The 21,187-nt window shown below is 71.2% G+C and carries 18 protein-coding genes; 12 read left to right on the forward strand and 6 right to left on the reverse strand.

Translation table 11 applies throughout. The features are described from left to right. Positions 1-24: 24 nt before the first annotated feature. The 3 genes from ABT078_RS22250 to ABT078_RS22260 all read left to right on the forward strand — a co-directional run bounded on the left by ABT078_RS22250 (position 25) and on the right by ABT078_RS22260 (position 2,800). Positions 25-759, forward strand: coding sequence for a DUF5819 family protein (locus ABT078_RS22250; protein ID WP_351230302.1), 735 nt, complete (start codon positions 25-27; stop codon positions 757-759). Between the two features lie 140 nt (positions 760-899). Next, positions 900-2,141, forward strand: a complete 1,242-nt coding sequence (locus tag ABT078_RS22255; protein ID WP_502981273.1) for an HTTM domain-containing protein — start codon at positions 900-902, stop codon at positions 2,139-2,141. Then, complete coding sequence (locus ABT078_RS22260) at positions 2,138-2,800, forward strand: TrmH family RNA methyltransferase (protein ID WP_351230304.1); 663 nt, start codon at positions 2,138-2,140, stop codon at positions 2,798-2,800. Before ABT078_RS22255 ends, ABT078_RS22260 begins: the two co-directional genes overlap by 4 nt. Before the next feature lie 118 nt (positions 2,801-2,918). Here the strand turns inward: ABT078_RS22260 and paaN are convergent, their stop codons facing one another. Continuing rightward, a complete protein-coding gene (gene paaN, locus ABT078_RS22265) occupies positions 2,919-4,580 on the reverse strand; it encodes a phenylacetic acid degradation protein PaaN (protein WP_351230306.1) in 1,662 nt (553 codons plus the stop codon). A gap of 125 nt (positions 4,581-4,705) precedes the next feature. Here paaN and ABT078_RS22270 point away from each other — a divergent pair, with 125 nt between their 5' ends. Both ABT078_RS22270 and ABT078_RS22275 read left to right on the forward strand, forming a co-directional pair. Continuing rightward, positions 4,706-6,238, forward strand: a complete 1,533-nt coding sequence (locus ABT078_RS22270; protein ID WP_351230308.1) for a 3-hydroxyacyl-CoA dehydrogenase — start codon at positions 4,706-4,708, stop codon at positions 6,236-6,238. A 5-nt stretch (positions 6,239-6,243) separates the two neighbouring features. Then, the gene (locus ABT078_RS22275) at positions 6,244-6,837 is read left to right on the forward strand and encodes a TetR/AcrR family transcriptional regulator (RefSeq protein WP_351230310.1); all 594 of its coding nucleotides are present in this window, start codon (positions 6,244-6,246) and stop codon (positions 6,835-6,837) included. 69 nt (positions 6,838-6,906) lie between these two features. On the opposite strand, the gene ABT078_RS22280 is transcribed toward ABT078_RS22275, so the two are convergent. Then, positions 6,907-7,422, reverse strand: coding sequence for an Lrp/AsnC family transcriptional regulator (locus tag ABT078_RS22280; protein ID WP_351230347.1), 516 nt, complete (start codon positions 7,420-7,422; stop codon positions 6,907-6,909). A gap of 213 nt (positions 7,423-7,635) precedes the next feature. Here ABT078_RS22280 and pdhA point away from each other — a divergent pair, with 213 nt between their 5' ends. The 7 genes from pdhA (at position 7,636) to ABT078_RS22315 (ending at position 15,855) form a co-directional block, all read left to right on the forward strand. After that, on the forward strand, positions 7,636-8,796 hold the full coding sequence (gene pdhA / locus ABT078_RS22285) for a pyruvate dehydrogenase (acetyl-transferring) E1 component subunit alpha (protein ID WP_351230349.1): 1,161 nt from the start codon (positions 7,636-7,638) through the stop codon (positions 8,794-8,796). Continuing rightward, a complete protein-coding gene (locus tag ABT078_RS22290; RefSeq protein WP_351230312.1) occupies positions 8,793-9,806 on the forward strand; it encodes an alpha-ketoacid dehydrogenase subunit beta in 1,014 nt (337 codons plus the stop codon). Before pdhA ends, ABT078_RS22290 begins: the two co-directional genes overlap by 4 nt. Continuing rightward, positions 9,806-11,305, forward strand: a complete 1,500-nt coding sequence (locus ABT078_RS22295; protein WP_351230314.1) for a dihydrolipoamide acetyltransferase family protein — start codon at positions 9,806-9,808, stop codon at positions 11,303-11,305. The genes ABT078_RS22290 and ABT078_RS22295 overlap by 1 nt, the downstream gene beginning before the upstream one ends. Before the next feature lie 103 nt (positions 11,306-11,408). Beyond that, complete coding sequence (locus tag ABT078_RS22300) at positions 11,409-12,266, forward strand: NTP transferase domain-containing protein (RefSeq protein ID WP_351230316.1); 858 nt, start codon at positions 11,409-11,411, stop codon at positions 12,264-12,266. Further along, on the forward strand, positions 12,266-13,717 hold the full coding sequence (locus tag ABT078_RS22305; RefSeq protein ID WP_351230318.1) for a molybdopterin molybdotransferase MoeA: 1,452 nt from the start codon (positions 12,266-12,268) through the stop codon (positions 13,715-13,717). The genes ABT078_RS22300 and ABT078_RS22305 overlap by 1 nt, the downstream gene beginning before the upstream one ends. Before the next feature lie 20 nt (positions 13,718-13,737). Beyond that, positions 13,738-14,793, forward strand: a complete 1,056-nt coding sequence (locus ABT078_RS22310) for a potassium channel family protein (protein WP_351230351.1) — start codon at positions 13,738-13,740, stop codon at positions 14,791-14,793. A gap of 30 nt (positions 14,794-14,823) precedes the next feature. Then, positions 14,824-15,855 (forward strand): NAD(P)H-quinone oxidoreductase, encoded by a 1,032-nt coding sequence (locus ABT078_RS22315; protein ID WP_351230320.1) that lies wholly within the window; start codon positions 14,824-14,826, stop codon positions 15,853-15,855. 228 nt (positions 15,856-16,083) lie between these two features. Here the strand turns inward: ABT078_RS22315 and ABT078_RS22320 are convergent, their stop codons facing one another. The 4 genes from ABT078_RS22320 to ABT078_RS22335 all read right to left on the reverse strand — a co-directional run bounded on the left by ABT078_RS22320 (position 16,084) and on the right by ABT078_RS22335 (position 21,110). Further along, a complete protein-coding gene (locus ABT078_RS22320) occupies positions 16,084-16,623 on the reverse strand; it encodes a bacterial proteasome activator family protein (protein ID WP_351230322.1) in 540 nt (179 codons plus the stop codon). Positions 16,624-16,732: 109 nt separating this feature from the next. Beyond that, positions 16,733-19,594 carry an FtsX-like permease family protein gene (locus ABT078_RS22325; protein WP_351230324.1) on the reverse strand — a complete coding sequence of 954 codons (2,862 nt, stop codon included), beginning with the start codon at positions 19,592-19,594 and terminating at the stop codon, positions 16,733-16,735. Further along, on the reverse strand, positions 19,591-20,352 hold the full coding sequence (locus tag ABT078_RS22330; RefSeq protein WP_351230326.1) for an ABC transporter ATP-binding protein: 762 nt from the start codon (positions 20,350-20,352) through the stop codon (positions 19,591-19,593). Before ABT078_RS22330 ends, ABT078_RS22325 begins: the two co-directional genes overlap by 4 nt. Positions 20,353-20,441: 89 nt before the next feature. Then, the gene (locus ABT078_RS22335) at positions 20,442-21,110 is read right to left on the reverse strand and encodes a PadR family transcriptional regulator (RefSeq protein ID WP_351230328.1); all 669 of its coding nucleotides are present in this window, start codon (positions 21,108-21,110) and stop codon (positions 20,442-20,444) included. Between the last annotated feature and the right edge of the window lie 77 nt (positions 21,111-21,187).

A 21,187-nucleotide genomic window follows, 5' to 3' on the forward strand; every position in this document is an offset into this window, starting at 1 on the left:
AGTGACCATGGGGATCGGGGCGGGATGGACTCGTACGGCAACGAGGGAGCGAGGCGCGAGGGGGCGCCTCCGGGCGACGAGGGCGCCCAGGGCGGCATAGTGAGCCTCTCCCTGCCCTACCAGGTCGTGGCCGCGATCGCTCTCGCGGTCATCGGTGTGCTCGGCTGCACCCATCTGGCCATAGTCTTCCTTCATGTCGCGCCGTCGAACACCGTGACCAAGCAGCACGGCGAGGCGGTCGACGGGTGGATCTACCCCGAGTTCGAGCAGAACTGGAAGCTGTTCGCCCCCAATCCCCTGCAGCAGAACATCGGCGTCCAGGTCCGGGCAGAGGTCACGGACGGTGACGGCGTGCGCAGCACGAGCAAGTGGATCGACCTCTCGGCCGAGGACGGCGAGGCGATCAGCGGGAACCTCCTCCCCAGCCATGTCGACCAGAACGAACTCCGCCGTGCCTGGGACTTCTACGCCAACTCGCACACCGACGACAACCGGCCCAACGGTCTGCGCGGCCAGCTCTCCGAGCGCTACATACGCCGCATCGTGATGATGCGCATCGAGCACCACGACCTCGGCGGAAAGGTCGAGCGCGTCCAGCTGCGGTCGGTCACCCGCTCCGTCAAGGCCCCGGCGTGGAGCAAGGAGAAGACGGACACCCGGCCCTACTTCCGGGTGCTCCCCTGGTGGAAGGTGACGGACGCGGACCTTCCCCTGGAGACGCGGAACGACGGCGCAGCAGACACGGAGGCGGCCAAGTGAACCAGGCCCTCGACGCGGAGATCCCCGACCGCGAGAACCGTGAGAGCAGCGAATACGGCGAGAACCGCGACAGCACCGAGAACCGGGACCTCGGTGAGAACCGGGACCGGCCCGTGAGCCGCGAGAGCGCCGAGAGCCGTGTGGGCCCCGAAGACCGCGCGCGCCACGAAGGCCGGACCGTGGACCGACGTCTGGCCCACGCCATCCAGCGCGTGACGTCGACCGCGCTCGGCCCTTACCAGAGTGCGATCGTCCGCATCGGCTTCGCGGCCACCTGGCTGCTCTTCCTGCTGCGCGAGTTCCCGAACCGCCGGGAGCTGTACGGGCCCGAGGGCCCGTGGGGCTGGGACATGGCTCAGAAGCTGATCGCCAACAACCATGCCTTCACCGCGCTGATGTGGTCCGACAGCACGGTGTGGTTCGAGGTCGTGTACATCGTCGCCCTGCTCTCCAGCGCGCTGCTGATGCTCGGCTGGCGGACCCGGGCCATGTCGGTGCTCTTCATGACAGGTGTCCTGTCGCTGCAGAACCGATCCATCTTCATGGGCGACGGCGGCGACAACGTCATCCACCTCATGGCGATCTATCTCGTCCTCACCCGCTGCGGGCAGGTGTGGTCCCTAGACGCGCGCCGAGCCCTTCGTGCTCGGCGCGAGGCTGCGCGCGGTCAGGCCGGCCCCGTACGTGACTGGGCGGGCCCGGCGCTGTGGGCGGTGCTCGGCGTGGTCCTTGTCGTAGGGACGGTCCTGGACCGGGTCGGCGGGGAGTGGTGGTTGATCGCCCTGTTCTGGACGCTGTGGATCCTCCACGGCGTCTGGTGGCTGGTGAATCGCCGCGCACCGGGCAGCGAGCTGCGCACGCTGCTCGACGTCCTCGCCAACCTCATCCACAACGCCACCCTCGCCGTGATCATGGCCGAGGTCTGTCTGATCTACGCCACCGCCGGGTGGTACAAGATCCAGGGCTCGCGCTGGCAGGACGGCAGCGCCCTGTACTACCCGCTCAATCTCGACTACTTCACCCCCTGGGCCGGGCTCTCCGACATCCTGGCCGCCAGCGGGGTGATCGTGATGCTGGTGACGTACGGCACGGTCATCGTGCAGGTCGCCTTCCCCTTCACGCTCTTCAACCGCAAGGTCAAGAACGTCCTGCTGGTGGCGATGATGCTGGAGCACGCCGGCATCGCCGTGCTGCTCGGCCTGCCGTTCTTCTCGATGGCGATGATCGCCGCGGATGCGGTGTTCCTGCCGACCGTGTTCCTGGTGTGGCTCGGCGGCCGTGTGGAGCGGGGGCGGGACAGAGTGCTCCGGCGCGGGCGGGAGCGGGTCCCCGATCAGCGCGGTGCGCCCGAGGAGCAGCCCGCACGTACCCTCGTCGGGTGAGCAGCGAGACCCAGGAACCGGTTCAGTACGACGACGGCTACGGCCCCGAGGTCGGTGTCGGGCCCCATCCGCGCCCCTGGCCGGAGGGCGGACCGTACGACCCCGAGCTGCTCGCCCATGGGGACCGGCGCAATGTCGTCGACCGTTACCGGTACTGGACGCGGGAGGCGATCGTCGCCGACCTGGACACCCGGCGTCATGACTTCCATGTGGCCGTGGAGAACTGGGGCCACGACTTCAACATCGGCTCCGTGGTCCGCACCGCCAACGCCTTCCTGGCGAAGGAGATCCACATCGTGGGGCGGCGGCGCTGGAACCGGCGCGGTGCGATGGTCACCGACCGCTACCAGCATGTGCGCCACCACGCCGACACGGAGTCACTGACGGCCTGGGCGGCGGCCGAGGGACTGCCGATCATCGGGATCGACAATCTGCCGGGCGCGGTCCCGCTCGAGCGCACCGAGCTGCCCAGGCGGTGCGTGCTGCTCTTCGGCCAGGAAGGCCCGGGACTGACCGAGGAGGCGCGCAAGCACGCCGCGATGGTGTGCTCGATCGCCCAGTTCGGCTCGACCCGCTCGATCAACGCGGGCGCGGCCGCGGCGATCGCGATGCATGCCTGGGTGCAGCGGTACGCGGAGATTCCTGGTCAGGCGGGCTGAGGCCCGCCGCCTCGAGCCGCAGCGGCGTGGCACGTCCGGGACGCCGTGCGGGCCTGTGGCGCCGCCGTGTGCGGCGCTCCGTGGCCCGTCCCCGCGGGCCACGGAACCCCGCTCGCCGTCAGGCCTGGCGGCGCACCTCCACCACGCGGAAGCGGTTCGACACGAACGCGCCGTCGCACAGCGCGGCGTTCGCAGCCGGGTTGCCGCCCGAGCCGTGGAAGTCGGAGAAGGCCGCCGTCTGGTTCACATAGACCCCGCCGGTCAGGTTGAGCGACAGCTGGGCCGACTCCTCCAGGCAGACCTCCTCGATGGCCTGCTCGGCCTCCGGCGAGGTCGTGTACGCCCCGACCGTCATCGCGCCCTTCTCGCGGACCGTGCGGCGCAGCAGCTCCACCGCGTCGGCCGTCGAGTCGACCGCGACGGCGAACGCCACCGGGCCGAAACACTCGGCCAGATACGCAGCCTCGTCCTCGGGCTTGGCCCCGTCCAGCTTCACGATCACCGGCGTGCGCACCACGGCGTCCGGGAACTCGGGGTTGGTGACCTCACGCGAGGCCAGGGCCACCTCGCCGAGGCCGGTCGCCGCCTCCAGACGGGCCTTCACGTCGGGGTTGACCAGGGCGCCCAGCAGGGCGTTCGCCCGGGCGTCGTCGCCGAGCAGGCCGGCCACGGCGGCGCCGAGGTCGGCGACCACGTCGTCGTACGACTTCCGGCCCGCGTCCGTCGTGATGCCCTCACGCGGGATCAGCAGGTTCTGCGGGGTGGTGCACATCTGGCCGCTGTACAGCGAGAGGGAGAAGGCCAGGTTGGACAGCATTCCCTTGTAGTCGTCGGTGGAGTCGACGACGACCGTGTTGACTCCGGCCTTTTCGGTGTACACCTGGGCCTGGCGGGCGTTGGCCTCCAGCCAGTCGCCGAAGGCGGTGGAGCCCGTGTAGTCAATGATCTTGACCTCGGGGCGGACGGCGAGGGTCTTCGCGATGCCCTCGCCCGGGCGCTCGGCGGCCAGCGCGACCAGGTTCGGATCGAAGCCCGCCTCGCTCAGCACCTCTCGGGCGATCCGCACCGTGAGCGCCAGAGGAAGCACGGCGCGGGGGTGCGGCTTGACCAGGACCGGGTTGCCGGTGGCCAGGGAGGCGAACAGGCCCGGGTACCCGTTCCACGTGGGGAACGTGTTGCAGCCGATCAGCAGCGAGATGCCGCGCGGGGCCGCGGTGAACGCCTTCCGCAGCTCCAGGGGGTCGCGCTTGCCCTGCGGCTTGGACCAGTCCGCGGCGGCAGGGGTGCGCATCTGCTCCTCGTACGCATACGCCACCGCCTCCAGGCCGCGGTCCTGGGCGTGCGGGCCGCCCGCCTGGAACGCCATCATGAATGCCTGGCCGCTCGTGTGCATGACAGCGTGAGCGAACTCATGGGTGCGGGCACTGATGCGGGACAGGATCTCCAGACAGACCAGGGCGCGGGTCTCGGGACCGGCCTCGCGCCACGCCGCCATGCCCGCGCGCATCGCGGGCAGCAGCACGTCGAGGTCGGGGTGGGGATACTCGATGCCCAACTGCGGTCCGTAAGGCGACACTTCGCCGCCCGTCCAGCCGTCGGTGCCGGGCTGGTCCAGCTCGAAGCGGGTGCCCAGCAGGGACTGGTAGGCCGCGAGGCCGTCGGCCGCACCCGTCTCGCCGTACGCCTTGGGGTGCTCGGGGTGCGGCGACCAGTACGCCCGGGAGCGGATCGCCTCGAGGGCCTGGTCGAGCGTGGGCCGGTGGGTCTCGGTCAGCTGCATGGAAGACCAACTCCTCGTCGAGCTGGGCAGGGAATCGCGGACAGAGTTAGAGTAACCGAACGATCGGTCGGGACAAGGGGGGTCCGCGGAAACCTGTGGACAACTCGTAGGGGAGGATCACAGCCATGACCGCCACCGAGGCCATCCAGAGGGACGGCGCCATCGCGCCGAGCCGCGCCGTCGCGGTCGTGGGCGCCGGGACCATGGGCCAGGGCATCGCCCAGGTCGCGCTCCTCGCCGGCCATCGGGTGCGCCTCTACGACGCCGCCCCAGGACAGGCGGAGGCGGGCGCGAGTGCGATCCTCACCCGCCTGGAGCGGCTGGTCGAGAAGGGGCGGCTGGACGAGGAGGCGCGTGGCGCCGCGGAGCTCCGGCTGGAGCGGGCGACCGACCTGAAGGAGCTCGCCGAGAGCGCACTGGTCGTCGAGGCCGTCGTCGAACAACTGTCTGTGAAGCAGAAGCTCTTCGGCTCCCTGGAGGCGATCGTCGCCGAGGACTGCATCCTCGCCACCAACACCTCCTCCCTCTCCGTCACCGCCATCGCGGGCGCTCTGCGCCTGCCCGGCAGGTTCGTCGGACTCCACTTCTTCAACCCGGCCCCCCTGCTCCCCCTCGTCGAGGTCGTCAGCGGCTTCGCCACCGACGAGGCCACCGCGACGCGCGCGTACGAGACCGCCAGGGCCTGGGGAAAGACGCCCGTGCGCTGCGCCGACACCCCCGGGTTCATCGTCAACCGCATCGCCCGCCCCTTCTACGCGGAGGCCTTCGCCGTCTACGAGGAGCGGGGCGCCGACCCTGCCACGATCGACGCGGTCCTGCGCGAGTGCGGCGGCTTCAGGATGGGCGCGTTCGAGCTCACGGACCTGATCGGGCAGGACGTCAACGAGGCTGTCACGCGCTCCGTGTGGGAGGCGTTCTTCCAGAACCCGAAGTTCACGCCGTCGCTCGCCCAGCGACGGCTGGTCGAATCCGGGCGCCTGGGTCGCAAGGCGGGACAGGGCTGGTTCTCATACGCGGACGGTGCCGAGCGCCCCGCACCGCACACCGCTCCGGCGACCGAACCGCCCTCGCACATCACCGTGGAGGGCGCTCTGGGCCCGGCGCGCGAGCTGCTCGAGCTGTGCCGCGAAGCCGGCATCACCGTGCGCGAGGAGGAGGAGGACCAGGGCACCCGCATCCTGCTGCCGAGCGGTGGGCAACTGGTGCTCGCCGACGGTCAGACGTCCGCCGAGTTCCGGGACGTCGTCTACTTCGACCTGGCGCTCGACTACCGGGCGGCGACCCGGATCGCCCTGTCCGCCTCCGAGGTCACGGAATGGGAGACGCTCCGGCAGTCGATAGGCCTGTTCCAGGCTCTCGGCAAGAGCGTCAGCGTCATCGGCGACGTACCGGGCATGATCGTCGCGCGTACGGTCGCGATGCTGGTGGACCTCGCGGCGGACGCCGTCGCCAAGGGCGTCGCGTCCGCCGAGGACATCGACACGGCGATGCGGCTCGGCGTCAACTACCCGATCGGCCCGGTCGAATGGGGCCGCAGGCTCGGTCGTGCTTGGGCGCACGAGCTGCTCGACGAGCTCCACGCACGCGTGCCCACCGGCCGCTATGCGCCGTCCCTGGGTCTCTACCGCCAGTCCTGTGTCCAGATGAAGGGCGAGTAGGTCTCATGACGACAGCCAAGCGCGACACCTACACCCCGGAGACCTTGCTCTCCGTCGCCGTCCGCGTCTTCAACGAGCGCGGTTACGACGGCACCTCCATGGAGCACCTCTCGAAGGCCGCCGGTATCTCGAAGTCGTCGATATACCACCACGTCGCGGGCAAGGAGGAGCTGCTGCGCCGCGCGGTGAGCCGGGCGCTCGACGGGCTCTTCGGGATCCTCGACGAGCCCGGGGCGGTGCGCGGGCGTGCCATAGAGCGCGTCGAGTACGTGACCCGGCGCACGGTCGAGGTGCTCATGGCCGAGCTGCCCTACGTCACCCTGCTGCTGCGTGTGCGCGGCAACACCAGGACCGAGCGCTGGGCCATGGAGCGGCGCCGGGAGTTCGACCACAAGGTCGCCGACCTGCTCAAGGCTGCCGCGGCCGAGGGCGATCTCCGGGCCGACATGGACATGCGGCTGGCGACCAGGCTGCTCTTCGGCATGGTCAACTCCCTGGTGGAGTGGTACCGGCCGCAGGCCGGCACCGGCTACGACCGGGAGCAGGTCGCCGACGCCGTCGTGCGGCTCGCGTTCGACGGGCTGCGTACGGCGCCGTAGCGCTGTGTGCGCGACCACGTAGGCGCGCACGTCGGCCACGGGCACGGCCGCCCTCGCCCCGTGGCGCGCTCAGCGTGTCGGGTCGGGGTCCAGGTCCGTCTCCTCGAAGACCAGCAGGGTGCGGGTGGAGAGCACCTCTGGGATCGACTGGAGCTTGGTCAGGACGAGTTCGCGCAGCGTGCGGTTGTCCGGCGTGTGGACCAGCAGCAGCACGTCGAAGTCGCCGCTGACCAGGGCGATGTGTGCGGCCCCCGGCAGCGCCTGGAGCTGCTCGCGCACCGTGCGCCAGGAGTTCTGCACGATCTTGAGCGTGATGTACGCGGAGGCGCCGTGCCCGGCTCGCTCGTGGTTCACGCGGGCGCTGAAGCCCCGGATCACGCCGTCTTCGATGAGCCGGTTGATGCGCGCGTACGCGTTGGCGCGGGAGACGTGCACCCGTTCGGCCACGGAGCGTATCGAGGCGCGCCCGTCCGTCTGCAGGATGCGCAGGATGTCCCGGTCGATCGCGTCCAGAGGGCGGGGCGGCGGGCCCTGGGCGGCTCCGGGCACGGCTTCGTACACCGTGCGGTCCTCGCCGTCGGCCATTTGTTCAGCTGTCACGTCCCCCCGCCTCTCTGTCGTGGACGACCTGTTCCTATCCCAAGCTGTGGAGAACCGTTTGTCCACAGGCTGAAGGTGCCTGTAGCCAAAATGCGCCCACGACCGAACAATCGGTAGGTGAGGCGCCTCACACTCCGCGCCCTCATGGGTCCTTATGCCCGCTCCCACGAGGAGGTGCTCGCGTTGAAGAAAAGCAGCATGACGGTCGAGGAGCGGCCGGGTGCCGCTTACCGGCCCACCCCGCCGCCGGCGTGGAAGCCGCGCACCGACCCTGCGCCGCTGCTTCCCGACGCCGAGCCGTACCGCGTGCTCGGTACGGACGCCGCCGCCGCGGCGGACCACCAGCTGCTGCTGCGGCTGTACGCCGAGCTGGTGCGCGGCCGCAGGTACAACGCGCAGGCGACCGCGCTCACCAAGCAGGGCAGGCTGGCCGTCTATCCGTCGAGCACCGGCCAGGAAGCGTGCGAGGTCGCGGCCGCACTCGCCCTGGAGGAGCGCGACTGGCTCTTCCCCAGCTACCGGGACACCCTCGCTGCCGTGGCCCGTGGCCTCGACCCCGAACAGGCGCTCACGCTGCTGCGCGGCGACTGGCACACCGGGTACGACCCGCACGAGCACCGCATAGCGCCCCTGTGCACCCCACTCGCCACCCAGCTGCCGCACGCCGTGGGCCTGGCGCACGCCGCGCGTCTCAAGGGCGACGACGTCGTCGCGCTCGCCATGGTCGGCGACGGCGGCACCAGCGAGGGCGACTTCCACGAGGCGCTCAACTTCGCCGCCGTGTGGCAGGCCCCCGTCGTCTTCCTCGTGCAGAACAACGGCTTCGCGATCTCCGTCCCGCTCGCCAAGCAGACGGCCGCGCCCTCTCTCGCCCACAAGGCGGTGGGGTACGGAATGCCGGGCCGACTGGTCGACGGAAACGACGCGGCGGCGGTTCACGAGGTGCTGAGCGAAGCCGTCGCTCGGGCGCGGAGAGGCGAGGGCCCCACCCTCGTCGAGGCCGTCACGTACCGCATGGACGCGCACACGAACGCCGACGACGCCACCCGCTACCGGGCCGACGCCGAGGTGGAGGCCTGGCGTGAGCACGACCCGATCCGGCTGCTGGAGCGGGAGCTGACCGGGCGCGGGCTGCTCGACGAGGACACCGTACGGGCCGCCGCAGAGGCCGCGGAGACGATGGCCGCACAGCTGAGGGAGCGGATGAACGCCGACCCGGTGCTCGATCCGATGGATCTGTTCGCGCATGTCTACGCGGAGCAGACCAGCCAACTGAGGGAGCAGGCCGCACAGTTGCGCGCCGAGCTGGACGCCGAGGACGGGGAAGGCGCGCACGGCGCGGAGGGTGACGCACGATGAGCACGGCAACTGCGGGGCGGGCCAAGCCCGCCACCATGGCGCAGGCCCTCCAGCGCGCGATGCGGGACGCGATGGCCGAGGACCCCTCCGTCCACGTCATGGGCGAGGACGTGGGCACTCTGGGCGGTGTCTTCCGGGTCACCGACGGGCTCGCCAAGGAGTTCGGAGAGGACCGCTGCACGGACACGCCGCTCGCCGAGGCCGGCATCCTCGGGACGGCCGTCGGCATGGCGATGTACGGACTGCGGCCCGTCGTGGAGATGCAGTTCGACGCCTTCGCCTATCCGGCGTTCGAGCAGCTGATCAGCCATGTCGCACGTATGCGGAACCGCACGCGGGGCACCATGCCGATGCCGATCACCGTGCGGGTTCCGTACGGCGGCGGGATCGGCGGCGTCGAGCACCACAGCGACTCCTCCGAGGCGTACTACATGGCGACTCCGGGGCTCCATGTCGTCATGCCCGCGACGGTCGACGACGCGTACGGGCTGCTGCGGGCGGCGATCGCCTCCGACGACCCGGTGATCTTCCTGGAGCCGAAGCGGCTCTACTGGTCGAAGGCCGACTGGTCGCCGCACGCCCCGGCGGCGGTGGAGCCGATCGGGCGCGCGGTGGTACGGCGCAGGGGGCGCAGTGCCACGCTCATCACGTACGGCCCGTCCGTGCCGGTCTGCATGGAGGCCGCGGAGGCGGCACAGGCCGAGGGCTGGGACCTCGAGGTCGTCGATCTGCGCTCCCTCGTGCCTTTCGACGACGAGACGGTGTGCGCCTCGGTGCGGCGCACCGGGCGGGCCGTGGTCGTCCATGAGTCGACGGGCTTCGGCGGGCCCGGCGGGGAGATAGCGGCCCGGGTCTCCGAGCGCTGCTTCCACCACCTGGAGGCGCCGGTGCTGAGGGTGGCCGGTTTCGACATTCCGTATCCGCCGCCGATGCTGGAGCGTCACCACCTGCCGGGTGTGGACCGGGTGCTGGACGCCGTGGCGCGGCTGCAGTGGGAGGCGGAGAGCTGATGGCCCAGGTGCTCGAGTTCAAGTTGCCCGACCTCGGTGAAGGTCTGACCGAGGCGGAGATCGTGCGCTGGCTGGTCGACGTGGGCGACGTCGTCGCCATCGACCAGCCGGTCGTCGAGGTCGAGACGGCGAAGGCGATGGTGGAGGTGCCGTGCCCGTACGCGGGCGTGGTGACCGCGCGCTTCGGCGAGGAGGGCGCGGAGCTTCCCGTCGGGGCCCCGCTGCTGACCGTCGCGGTGGGCGCGTCGGAGTCTGCGCCCACGGGCTCCGGGACGTCGGCCGGATCCCGCACCGCAGGCACTTCTGGGGCCTCCGGAGACGAGTCCTCCGGCAATGTGCTGGTCGGGTACGGCACGGGCGCCCCGGCGGCCCGCCGTCGCCGGATCCGGCCGACGGCGCTGTCGGGCGCCGCGTATGCCCTGGCGTCCGCGCCGGGGGACCCGTCGGGTGGCGGGCACAGCTTCCCGGAGCCCGTGTGGGACAGCGCTGTGGAGAGCCCGGCGCCCGACGCCGTCCTCGGCGAGGAGTTCGCTCCGGCCGCTCCCGTCGGCCCTGCCGAGCCGGGCCGGGAGGGGCCCGTGGCCGTGATCTCGCCGCTGGTGCGGAGGCTGGCCCGGGAGAACGGGGTCGATCTGCGCCAGTTGCACGGGTCCGGGCCCGACGGGCTGATCCTGCGGGCCGATGTGGAGCAGGCGGTACGGTCCCTGGCCGGCGGCGCCGCGCCGCAGCAGGTCGCGCCCACCCCGGTGCCCACTCCGTCGCTCGCGGCGGCGCCCGCCTCCGCGCCGGCGGCCGGCACCGTTGTCGCAGACGTCCAACGGATCCCGCTGCGCGGGGTGCGTGGGGCCGTCGCCGAGAAGCTGTCCCGCAGCCGTCGGGAGATACCGGACGCGACCTGCTGGGTGGACGCGGACGCGACCGAGCTGATGGCCGCGCGCCGGGCGATGAATGCAGCAGGCGGGCCGAAGATCTCGCTCCTTGCCCTGTTCGCCCGGATCTGTACGGCCGCCCTGGCCCGCTACCCCGAGCTGAACGCCACGGTGGACCTGGAGGCCAGGGAGATCGTGCGTCTGCCCGGGGTGCATCTCGGCTTCGCGGCCCAGACCGAGCGCGGCCTGGTCGTCCCCGTCGTCCGGGATGCCCACCGTCGCACGGCCGAATCGCTCACCGAGGAGTTCGCCCGGCTCACCGAGACGGCCCGGCGGGGCCGCCTCACCCCTGCGGACCTCACCGGCGGCACCTTCACGCTGAACAACTACGGGGTGTTCGGGGTCGACGGGTCCACGCCGATCATCAACCACCCGGAGGCGGCCATGCTCGGAGTCGGCCGCATCGTGCCGAAGCCCTGGGTGCACGAGGGCGAGCTCGCTGTCCGGCAGGTCGTGCAGCTCTCCCTCACCTTCGACCACCGGGTGTGCGACGGCGGTACGGCGGGCGGCTTCCTCCGCTATGTGGCCGACTGTGTGGAGAATCCGGCAGTGCTGCTGCGCACGCTGTAGCCGGGAGCGGCTCGGGGCGGTCCGCACGGTCCCGAGCCGTCCCGAGCCGTCCTGAACCCTCCCGAGCGGTTCCGTACGGGTGATCGCGGCCCATACTGCTGGGGTGACTGCGCAAGCGGAGTACGACGCGATCGTGCTCGCCGGAGGTGCCGCCAGGCGGCTCGGCGGAGCGGACAAGCCCGGAGTCGGAATCGGCGGCCGGGCGCTGCTCGACCGTGTGCTCGCGGCGTGCCGGAGCGCGGGCCGCACCGTTGTCGTGGGCGACCGGCGGGCGACCGTGCGCCCCGTGATCTGGGCGCGCGAGTCTCCGCCCGGCGGCGGACCGCTCGCCGCGCTCGACGCGGGGGTGCGGGAGACCGACGCGGGCATGGTTGTCGTGCTCTCGGCGGATCTGCCGTTTCTGGGCGACACGACGGTACGAAGGCTGCTCGAGGCCCTGGCCCCGGGAGGGCCGGAAGCCGCGCTGCTCAGCGACGCGGATGGCCGGGACCAGCCGCTCGTCGCCGCGTACCGGACGGAACCGCTGCGCCGAGAACTGGGTCGCATCGCCACCGAGTGCGGGGGACTCGCCGGGCTGCCGTTGCGGCGTCTCACGCAGGAGCTGGAGCTCGACCGTGTCGCCGCGGGGCCGCTCGACGCCTTCGACTGCGACACCTGGGAAGACATTGCCGCGGCCAGGGCCCGTATCAGGGAGCATGGGAACGTGCTGGATGAATGGATCACCGCAGTCAAGACCGAACTGGGCATCGAGCTCGACGTCGACACCGGCGTTCTTCTCGATCTGGCCCGGGATGCCGCGCACGGTGTCGCGCGGCCCGCAGCACCACTCACCACGTTCCTCGTCGGTTATGCGGCGGCCAAGGCGGGCGGTGACAGTGCCCAGGCCGTAGCCGAAGCGGCGCGCAAGGCTGCGGCACTCGCCGAACGCTGGGCGGCGGAAGCGGACGAGGCCGGCAGCTGATGGCCACACAGGATCGTGAACCCGACGCTCCGGGCGTGCCCGGACAGGCTCATGCAGGAGGGTCCGGTACGGGTCCCGGCGCCGGTGGCCGGGTAGACGCCCCAGCCCCAGCCCCAGCCCCAGCCCCAGTCCCAGCCCCAGTCCCAGCCCCGGCCCGCGACCACGCCGACGACGGCGTGGAGGACGCTCTCGCCCTCGTGGGCCGGCATCCAAGCCACGGTCAGGGGCGACCGGCCACCGTGCGGCACGGCGCAGCATCCTGGGGTGAGGCGCGTGCCCTTGCGGCGCGTGCCGGCCGCGGTGCTCCACCCTGCGCCCGGCGCGAGCCGCTGGACCGGGCCCTCGGGCAGGTGCTGGCCGAACCGCTCACCGCGCTCACCGATCTACCTCCCTTCGACACCTCGGCCATGGACGGCTGGGCGGTCGCGGGACCGGGCCCCTGGAAGGTCCGGAGCAGCGGCAGCGGCATCCTCGCCGGGCACAGCGAACCGGAGGCGCTCACCGACGGCTCCGCCGTACGGATCGCCACCGGGGCCCGGATCCCGACCGGAGCCACCGCCGTCATCCGCAGTGAGCACTCCCATACCGACGGGAGCGGCCACCTCCACGCCAAGCGACAGGTGACCCACGGTCAGGACATCAGGTCTCGCGGCCAGGAATGCCGGTCCGGTGACCAACTCCTGCCCGCCGGTGTCCCGGTGACTCCGGCCGTCCTCGGGCTCGCCGCGGCCGCCGGGTACGACCAGTTGCTCACCGTCCGTCGGCCGCGCGTCGAAGTGCTGGTGCTCGGAGACGAGTTGCTCACCGAAGGGTTGCCCCACGACGGGCTCATCCGTGATGCCCTCGGGCCGATGATCGGGCCCTGGCTGCGTGCGCTCGGCGCCGAGGTGCTCGCCACCCGACGGATCGGTGACGACGCGGAGGCGCTGCACCAGGCCGTCATCTCATCGGAGGCGGACCTCCTCGTCACCACGGGCGGCACGGCGGCCGGGCCGGTCGACCATGTCCACCCGGTACTGAGCAAGGCGGGAGCCGAGCTGCTCGTCGACGGTGTCGCGGTGCGTCCAGGGCATCCGATGCTGATGGCCAGGCTCGCGCCCGGGCGGCATCTGGTGGGGCTTCCCGGGAATCCGCTGGCCGCCGTGTCCGGGCTGCTCACCCTTGCCGAGCCGCTGCTGCAGGGCATGTCGGGACGGGCGGCAACCACGGCCCCGTATCGCGCCTCCCTGCGGGACGAGGTGCACGGCCATCCGCACGACACCCGGCTGGTGCCGGTGGTGCACCGCGGCGACCGGCTCGTGCCGCTGCACTACAACGGTCCGGCCATGCTGCGCGGTATCGCCGCCGCGCACGGTCTCGCGGTCGTGCCACCCGGCGGGGCGCGCCCCGGCGATGGGCTGGAGGTCCTCGAGCTGCCATGGTCGCCGACCGGTGAGGGGCGTTTCACGTGAAACTTTCCGGCCAGGACGCCATGGCCCGCCAGGCCGACGAGCAGTTGGTCACCGCGCGTGTGACGTTGCCGCGCAGGGTCATCGAGCGTCCGCTGCGCCAGGTCGGAAGACGCCTGCTGATAGCGCTGGGCGTGCTGCTTCTGACGGTCCTGATCGTCTGGATCGACCGCGCAGGCTACTACGACAACGCCGACGAGAAGGTCGACCTGCTCGACTCCGTCTACTACGCGACCGTCACCCTCTCCACCACGGGCTACGGCGACATCGTTCCGCGCAGTGACAGTGCGCGGCTGGCCAATGTGCTGCTGGTGACGCCACTGCGTGTGCTCTTTCTGATCATCCTGGTCGGCACGACTCTTGAGGTCCTCACCACCCGGACCCGGGATCAGTGGCGGCTGAACCGCTGGAGGGACACCTTGCGTGACCACACCGTTGTCGTCGGTTTCGGCACGAAGGGACGTTCCGCGATTCAGACCCTGTGCGCGACAGGTCTGAAGAAGGAGCAGGTCGTCGTCGTGGACCCGAGTTCTAAGGTCATCGAGGCGGCGAATGCGGACGGCTACACCGGCGTGACCGGGGACGCGACCCGCAGCGAGGTGCTGCTGAGCGCGGAGCTGCAGAAGGCGAAACAGATCGTCATCGCCACACAGCGTGACGATACGGCCGTGCTGGTCGCGCTGACGGCGAGGCAGCTCAACCGTGGGGCGAAGATCGTCGCCGCGGTACGGGAAGAGGAGAACGCACCGCTGCTGCGGCAGTCCGGGGCGGATGTGGTGATCACCAGTGCCAGCGCGGCCGGCCGGCTGCTCGGCCTCTCCGTGCTCAGTCCGAGTGCCGGCAGAGTGATGGAGGATCTGATCCAACAGGGTGCCGGGCTCGATGTCATCGAGCGTCCGGTGACGAAGAGCGAGGTCGGCAAAGGCGTGCGGGAGACGGACGACCTGGTCGTGAGCGTGCTGCGCGGGCACCGGTTGCTCGGGTACGACGATCCTCAGGCGAGCCCGTTGCAGTTGACGGACCGTCTGATCACCATTGCGAGGGCGACGTACGAGCCGCCGCCGGGCGTCGCGCAGTAGCGGCCGGGGCGTCGGAGTAGCCTCGCGGCCATGCATGCGATCACGATTCCCGAACCAGGTGGTCCCGAGGCGCTGGTGTGGGCGGAGGTGCCCGATGCCGTGCCCGGCGAGGGGGAGATCCTCGTCGACGTCGTGGCGAGCGCCGTCAACCGCGCGGATCTGTTGCAGCGGCAGGGCTTTTACGACCCGCCGCCCGGAGCGTCCCCGTATCCCGGGCTGGAGTGCTCGGGGCGCATCGCCGCGCTCGGCCCCGGGGTGTCCGGGTGGCGCGTGGGTGACAAGGTGTGCGCGCTGCTGGCGGGCGGCGGCTACGCGGAGAAGGTGGCGGTGCCGGTCGGGCAGTTGCTGCCGCTGCCGGAGGAGGTGGACCTGGTCACGGCGGCGGCACTGCCGGAGGTGACGTGCACGGTCTGGTCCAACGTGTTCATGGTGGCGCATCTGCGGCCGGGCGAAACGCTGCTGGTGCACGGCGGGGCCAGCGGGATCGGCACGATGGCGATCCAGCTGGCGAAAGCGGTGGGCGCGAAGGTCGCGGTCACCGCGGGTGGGCCGCAGAAGCTGGCGCGTTGCGCGGAGCTGGGCGCCGACATCCTGATCGACTACCGCGAGCAGGACTTCGTGGAGGAGATCAGAAAGGCGACGGAAGGTGCGGGGGCGGACGTCATCCTCGACATCATCGGTGCGAAGTATCTGGACCGGAATGTGCGGGCGTTGGCCGTGAACGGCCGGCTGGCCGTGATCGGGCTGCAGGGTGGCGTGAAGGGCGAGCTGAATCTGGGCGCGCTGCTGGGGAAGCGGGCGGCGGTTACGGCGACATCTCTGCGAGGGCGGCCGCTGCACGAGAAGACGTCGATTGTGGCGGCGGTGCGCGAGCACGTGTGGCCGCTGGTCGAGGCCGGGACGGTGCGGGCGGTGGTGGACCGCACCGTGCCGATGCGCGAGGCGGCGGAAGGACACCGGGTGCTGGAGTCGGGTGCGAACGTCGGCAAGGTGGTGCTGGTGACCGCGGGCGATGCGGCGAACGACGCGGCGGCAGACGACACGGGCGCGTCCACGGGCTGAGCGCCGTCGGTGGCCGCGGGCCGGTGGGCGGTGCGCGCGTTCTGCGCCGGTCCTGAGCCCGGCCCGAGGCTCTGGCACGCACCAGCAGTGCACGTGCGCGGGTGAGTGCCGCTCTCCTCGTCCGCACCTGCGCGTCCGTCGACCGATGCCCGCGCCGTGCGTACGGGCTTCCCCGAGAACAGCAGTGGGCCCCGTTCCCCTCAGGGGAACGGGGCCCACGTGCAGCGTCTAGAGGTACGGGCCCGAGCGGATGGCGCCCGTGTGGGAGCCGTCTTCGTCGGTGGGGGCTCCGGGCGGGAGGGCGCGGCGCATCTGTTCGAGCTGGGCGCGGGCCGCCATCTGCTGGGCGAACAGCGCCGTCTGGATGCCGTGGAAGAGGCCCTCCAGCCACCCGACCAACTGGGCCTGCGCGATGCGAAGTTCCGCTTCGGAGGGAATCGCCTCGTCGGTGAACGGCAGCGAAAGACGCTCGAGTTCCTCGACGAGTTCCGGAGCGAGGCCGTCCTCGAGCTCCTTCACCGAGCCGCGGTGGATCTCCTTGAGTCTGACGCGGCTGGCCTCGTCGAGAGGTGCCGCCCGTACTTCTTCCAGCAGCTGTTTGATCATGCTTCCGATGCGCATGACCTTCGCGGGCTGCTCCACCATGTCCGTCACGGGGACCTCACGCGCTTCGTCGTCGATGTCACCTCCGCCGAGCGCCATCCCGTCCTGTCCCACTACGAGGACGTGGGGGCTCTGCGGTGAGCGTTCATTCCTCGGCATCTCCATGCCGCCATTCTCTCGCACATGTGCTTTCCCACATGGTGTGCCCCCGTACAAGGGTGATCCACCCTTGTACGGGGGCACAGAGTGGGCACAGAGCCGCGGGATCCGCGCGTCAGGTCGCCGCGCGCCGGGCCAGGGCCCCGCGGGAGCGGGTGACCAGCGCCGCGAGGACGGCCGCGCCCACCGGGACGGCGACGAGCAGGGCCGCCAGGGTCTCCCAGGGGATGACGACCGGCACGTGCGGCGGGGCGTCCATTCCGCCATAGCCCTCGTTGAGCGCCCGCTCGTACCACTTCATCTGCTCGCGCTGCTCGGTCAGCCGCAGCCCGACCGCGGGCAGCACACCTGCAGCGGAGCCCAGCACCACGCCCATCGCGGCGACCACACCGCACTGGAAGCCGCTCAGCGTGCGCCGCACCCTCGGCGGGGCCCCGACGGCCGCGAGCGTCTTCAGGTCGGCCTCGGCGTCGGCCTGGGCGAGCCCGGTGGCGATGCCGGCCGCACCGATGGTGATCAGCCCCGCGAAGACGGTCAGCGCCAGCAGCACGATGTTGTACTCGCTGGTGTAGCCCTCCTCGATGTGGAGCATGGCGTCGGCACCCGAACCGTCGAGCTCACCGTTGAGCTTCTGGCGCTGCTCGGTGGTCGGTGTCCGGTCGGTCGTGTAGTACGCGCCGTACGGGACCGTCGTGACGCCCGCCGTGTCGGCCGCCGCCGGAGGAACGATCATGGAGAGGCCGTACGCCGTGATGTTCCCGGGCACCTGGTGCGCGGGGAACGTCTTGACCGTGCCCGGCGCCTCCTTGCCCTCCTCGGCCGCCTTGTCGGCCGCCTCGGTGTCGGTGATCAGGCGGATACCGATCGTGCTGTTCTTGTCGACGTTGCGCTTGTCGAACGAGACGACCTTGCCGTCGGTCAGAGCCTTCACGGCCCCCGGGTCCTCGATGGCGAGGGCCTTCAGCAGCTTCGCGTCACCGACGATCACGCCGCCCGGGACGTCCACGAAGCCGCCGTTCTCCCGGCAGCGCCAGTCCTTGGCCAGCGCCCGGCGCTGGGCCACGCTGAACTTCTTCGCCGGGTCCTCGTTCGAGGGCGCGTAGCTCCACAGCGGGCACTGGTTCGGCTTCGGCACGACGACCTCGTACCGGCCGCAGCCGGGGCTGCCGCTGTACGACATCGTGCACTGCTTCTTCCCGACGGTGATGCGGTCCACGTCGGCCCGGACATCCACCGGCAGGTACTTCTGGACCGCCGCGCGGGCCTGGGCGACATCACGGCCGCCGGGCTCGTCCATCGTCAGGGACACCCCGCCGCTCGGCAGCCGTGCCTCGTACTCGGCGGCGCCCTGGGCGTCCTGGCTCGCCGCGTACGTGGCCACGGCGACCGTCCCCGCGACCGCGGCCAGCACCGCGGCCACCGCGGGAGCCGTGCGGCCCCGGTTGCGTACGGCGGCGCGCAGCGCGAGCCGGGGCGACAGCGGCAGCCAGCGGCCGACGCGGCCGAAAAGGCCCACCAGTGCGGGCGTCAGGGCCACCACGCCCAGCTCAGCGATCGCACTGCCTCCGGCGACGATGATGAACTGCTCCGAGAACATGGAGCCGTACAGAGCGATCGCCGCCCCGAGCAGCACCGCGACGAGCCCGATCGCGGGGAGCACCCGGCTGCTGCGACGCACGCCCCGACGGCCGGTGAGCGAGGCCAGGACGGTCTGCCGGGAGGCGGTGACGGCCGGGACGATCGCGGCCAGCAGACCGGTCATCACGGCGAGCAGGCCGATGCCGAGCAGCTCCAACGGCCGGATGTCGAAGCTGCCGAAGCGCGCCCCCATGGACTCCTCGAGCAGCGGGCGCAGGGCGAAGGTGAGGGCGAGACCGAGCACCGTGCCCACGACGGCCGCCACGAAACCGATCACCAGACCGCCCGCCAGGACGATGGCCCGGATGTGACGGCGGTCGCCACCGTTCGCACCGACCAGCCCGAGCTGGCGGCGCGAGCGCCGGGCGCCCACGGCGAAGGCGGGACCGGCCAGCAGACAGATCTCCAGCATCGCGAGGCCGACGACGGTGCCGACGGCGGCGAGTGCCGCCGCCTGTGCGCCGGTGCTCTCCTCGTAGCGGTTGCCCCAACCGTCCCTCTGGTAGAGCGGCACATCCGCATCAGCGGGCGGATTCAGCTGAACGGCCCGCGACAGGGCCACCACACCCTTGGCGTTGGCCTCTTTGACCATGTTCCACGTGAAACCACCGGGAGTGTGCAACAAGTAGGTCGTGCTCTGGCCGACGCCCGGCAGGCCGTCGGCCAGCAGCGCCTTGTCGAGCGGGTCGAGCAGGGCGCCGGGAAGCGCGTTGACCTGGTCGGTCTTGAGCGAATCCGGCAGCTCGTAGGAGCCGGTGATCGTGTACTCCCGGTCGAGGCCGCGTGCCGCGAGCTTGGAGCCCACGCTCAGCCCGCTCGACTCGAGGAAGTGGGTTGTCGCCGCCACCTCGTCGCTCCCCTTGGGGAAGCGGCCGCCGACCAGCGTCATGATGCCCGCGGCCATCGGGTCGGTGGACCTGAGCTCACGGATCTCGGCGTTCAGCAGGCCGTGCGTGGTGCGCAGCTTCCCGGAACCGCTCGAGTCCTCCAGGGTCTTCGCGCCTGTCGGGAAGGCCTTGGAGACGTCCCCTTCGCCCTCGGGCCACGGCTTTTCGTCGAAGTTCCCCACCGGCGAGTAGTTGGAGGCGTCGGGGGCCTGTTCGATCGGTGTTCCGCCGGTGCCGGGGTCGGACAGTCGAGCGTCGGCGGCGCCGAGCGAGCGTTCAAGGGTCTGCTCGGTGGAGAGTTCTGCGCTGCGCAGGGTCAGATCGGCAGCGCTCACACCGAGGATCGGCAGCGCGATCATCGCCAGGACGAGGAAGCTGCGTCCCTTGAAGCGCCAGGCGTCACGGCGGGCGATGCGTATCGCGGCCCGCCAGGAGTGGTACCAGTTCGTCACCGTTCGGCCGCCTGCCCGCTCAGCAGGGAGTCCGCCTCGCTGCGGAAGGTCTGGTCGACGACCGAGCCGTCGCGAAGGAAGACCACCCGGTCCGCCCAGGCCGCGAAGCGCGGTTCGTGGGTGACGAGGATGCCGGCAGCGCCCGCGTCGCAGCGCGCGCGCAGCAGGGCGAGAACGGATTCACCGGTCTCGGAGTCCAGCGCACCGGTCGGCTCGTCGGCGAGGACGAGACGGCGGTCGCCGACCAGGGCGCGGGCGATCGCCACCCGCTGCTGCTGGCCGCCGGACATCTCGTCGGGGAAGCGGTCGGCGAGATGGCTGAGGTCCATCTCCTCCAGCGCGGCGAGGGCTTCGGTGCGGGCCTTGCGGGCGGAGATGCCGTCGAGTTCACGCGGGAGGGCGATGTTCTCGGCGGCGGTGAGCGCCGGGATGAGGTTGTAGTCCTGGAAGACATAACCGATGCTGCGGCGGCGCAGGGCGGCGAGCGTCTTGCGGTCGGCGGTGGTGATGTCGGTGTTCTCGACGATCACCTGGCCGGAGCTCGGGGCGTCGAGACCGCCGGCGATGGTGAGCAGCGTCGACTTGCCGGAGCCGGACGGGCCCATGACGGCGACGAGTTCACCCGGGAACACATCGAGGTCGACGCCACGCAGGGCGTGCACCTCGGTGGCACCGCTGCCGTGGACGCGGGTCAGCTTCCGCAGTTGCAGCACGGGCTGCTGCTGTGACTGCTGTGGCTGGTGGGAGTGGTCGGACATGGAGGGGTCCCCCTTTGGGCGTACGCGCAGGGGCGTACGCGAGCGGATGTGAAGAGAGAGGCGTAAGGGACAGGGAACGGAGCCGGAGCTCAGCCCCGCCGCCTCCGGTGGTCATGCACGGGCGTCGGCTCCGGCCCCGAGGTCGATGCCGGCTCCGGTCCCCAGGCCGGCGTCGACTCCGGAGCCTGGGCAGGCGGGGGTGCGTGCTCCGGAGTCAGGGATGCCGTCGCGGAGAGCCGGATGAGCCGGGCTTCGCAGTGGTCGAGCCAGCGGGCTTCCGCCTCGGTCTGGAAGATGAGCTGTTCCAGTACGAGCAGCCAGGCGATCTCGTCGCGGTCGGCAGGGTCGGCTTCCAGCGCCTGGGCCTTGAGCCGGGTGTAGTCCTGCATCGCCTTCACGGTGTGCCGGCGCTGGGCCTGGATGACCGCGCGGATGTCGACCGTCGGCGCTCCGACCGCCATGGCGAGCTTGATGGCCAGCTCGTCCCGGGCGGGGCTGGTGCGGTCGACGGGCCGTTCGAACCAGGACTTCAGTTCCCCGCGCCCGGCGTCGGTGATGGCATAGAGCGCGTGCCCGGCCTCGTCCTCCCCGTCCTGCACCACCATGCCGTCGCGCTCCAGCCGGCTGAGGGTCGTGTAGACCTGGCCGACGTTGAGCGGCCAGGTGGCACCCGTACGGGACTCGAACTCCGTACGGAGCTGGGAGCCGTAGCGAGGACCGCGTTCCAGGAGGGCGAGAAGCCCGTGGCGGATCGACATACTCAGTATGTATACCGGGTATGCCGTTGCGGACAACCGACTTGAGACGGACGTTGCGCGTAGGCCGTACGAGGGAC

This window comes from Streptomyces sp. NPDC002133 (genome assembly GCF_040296405.1).
GTDB lineage: Bacteria > Actinomycetota > Actinomycetes > Streptomycetales > Streptomycetaceae > Streptomyces.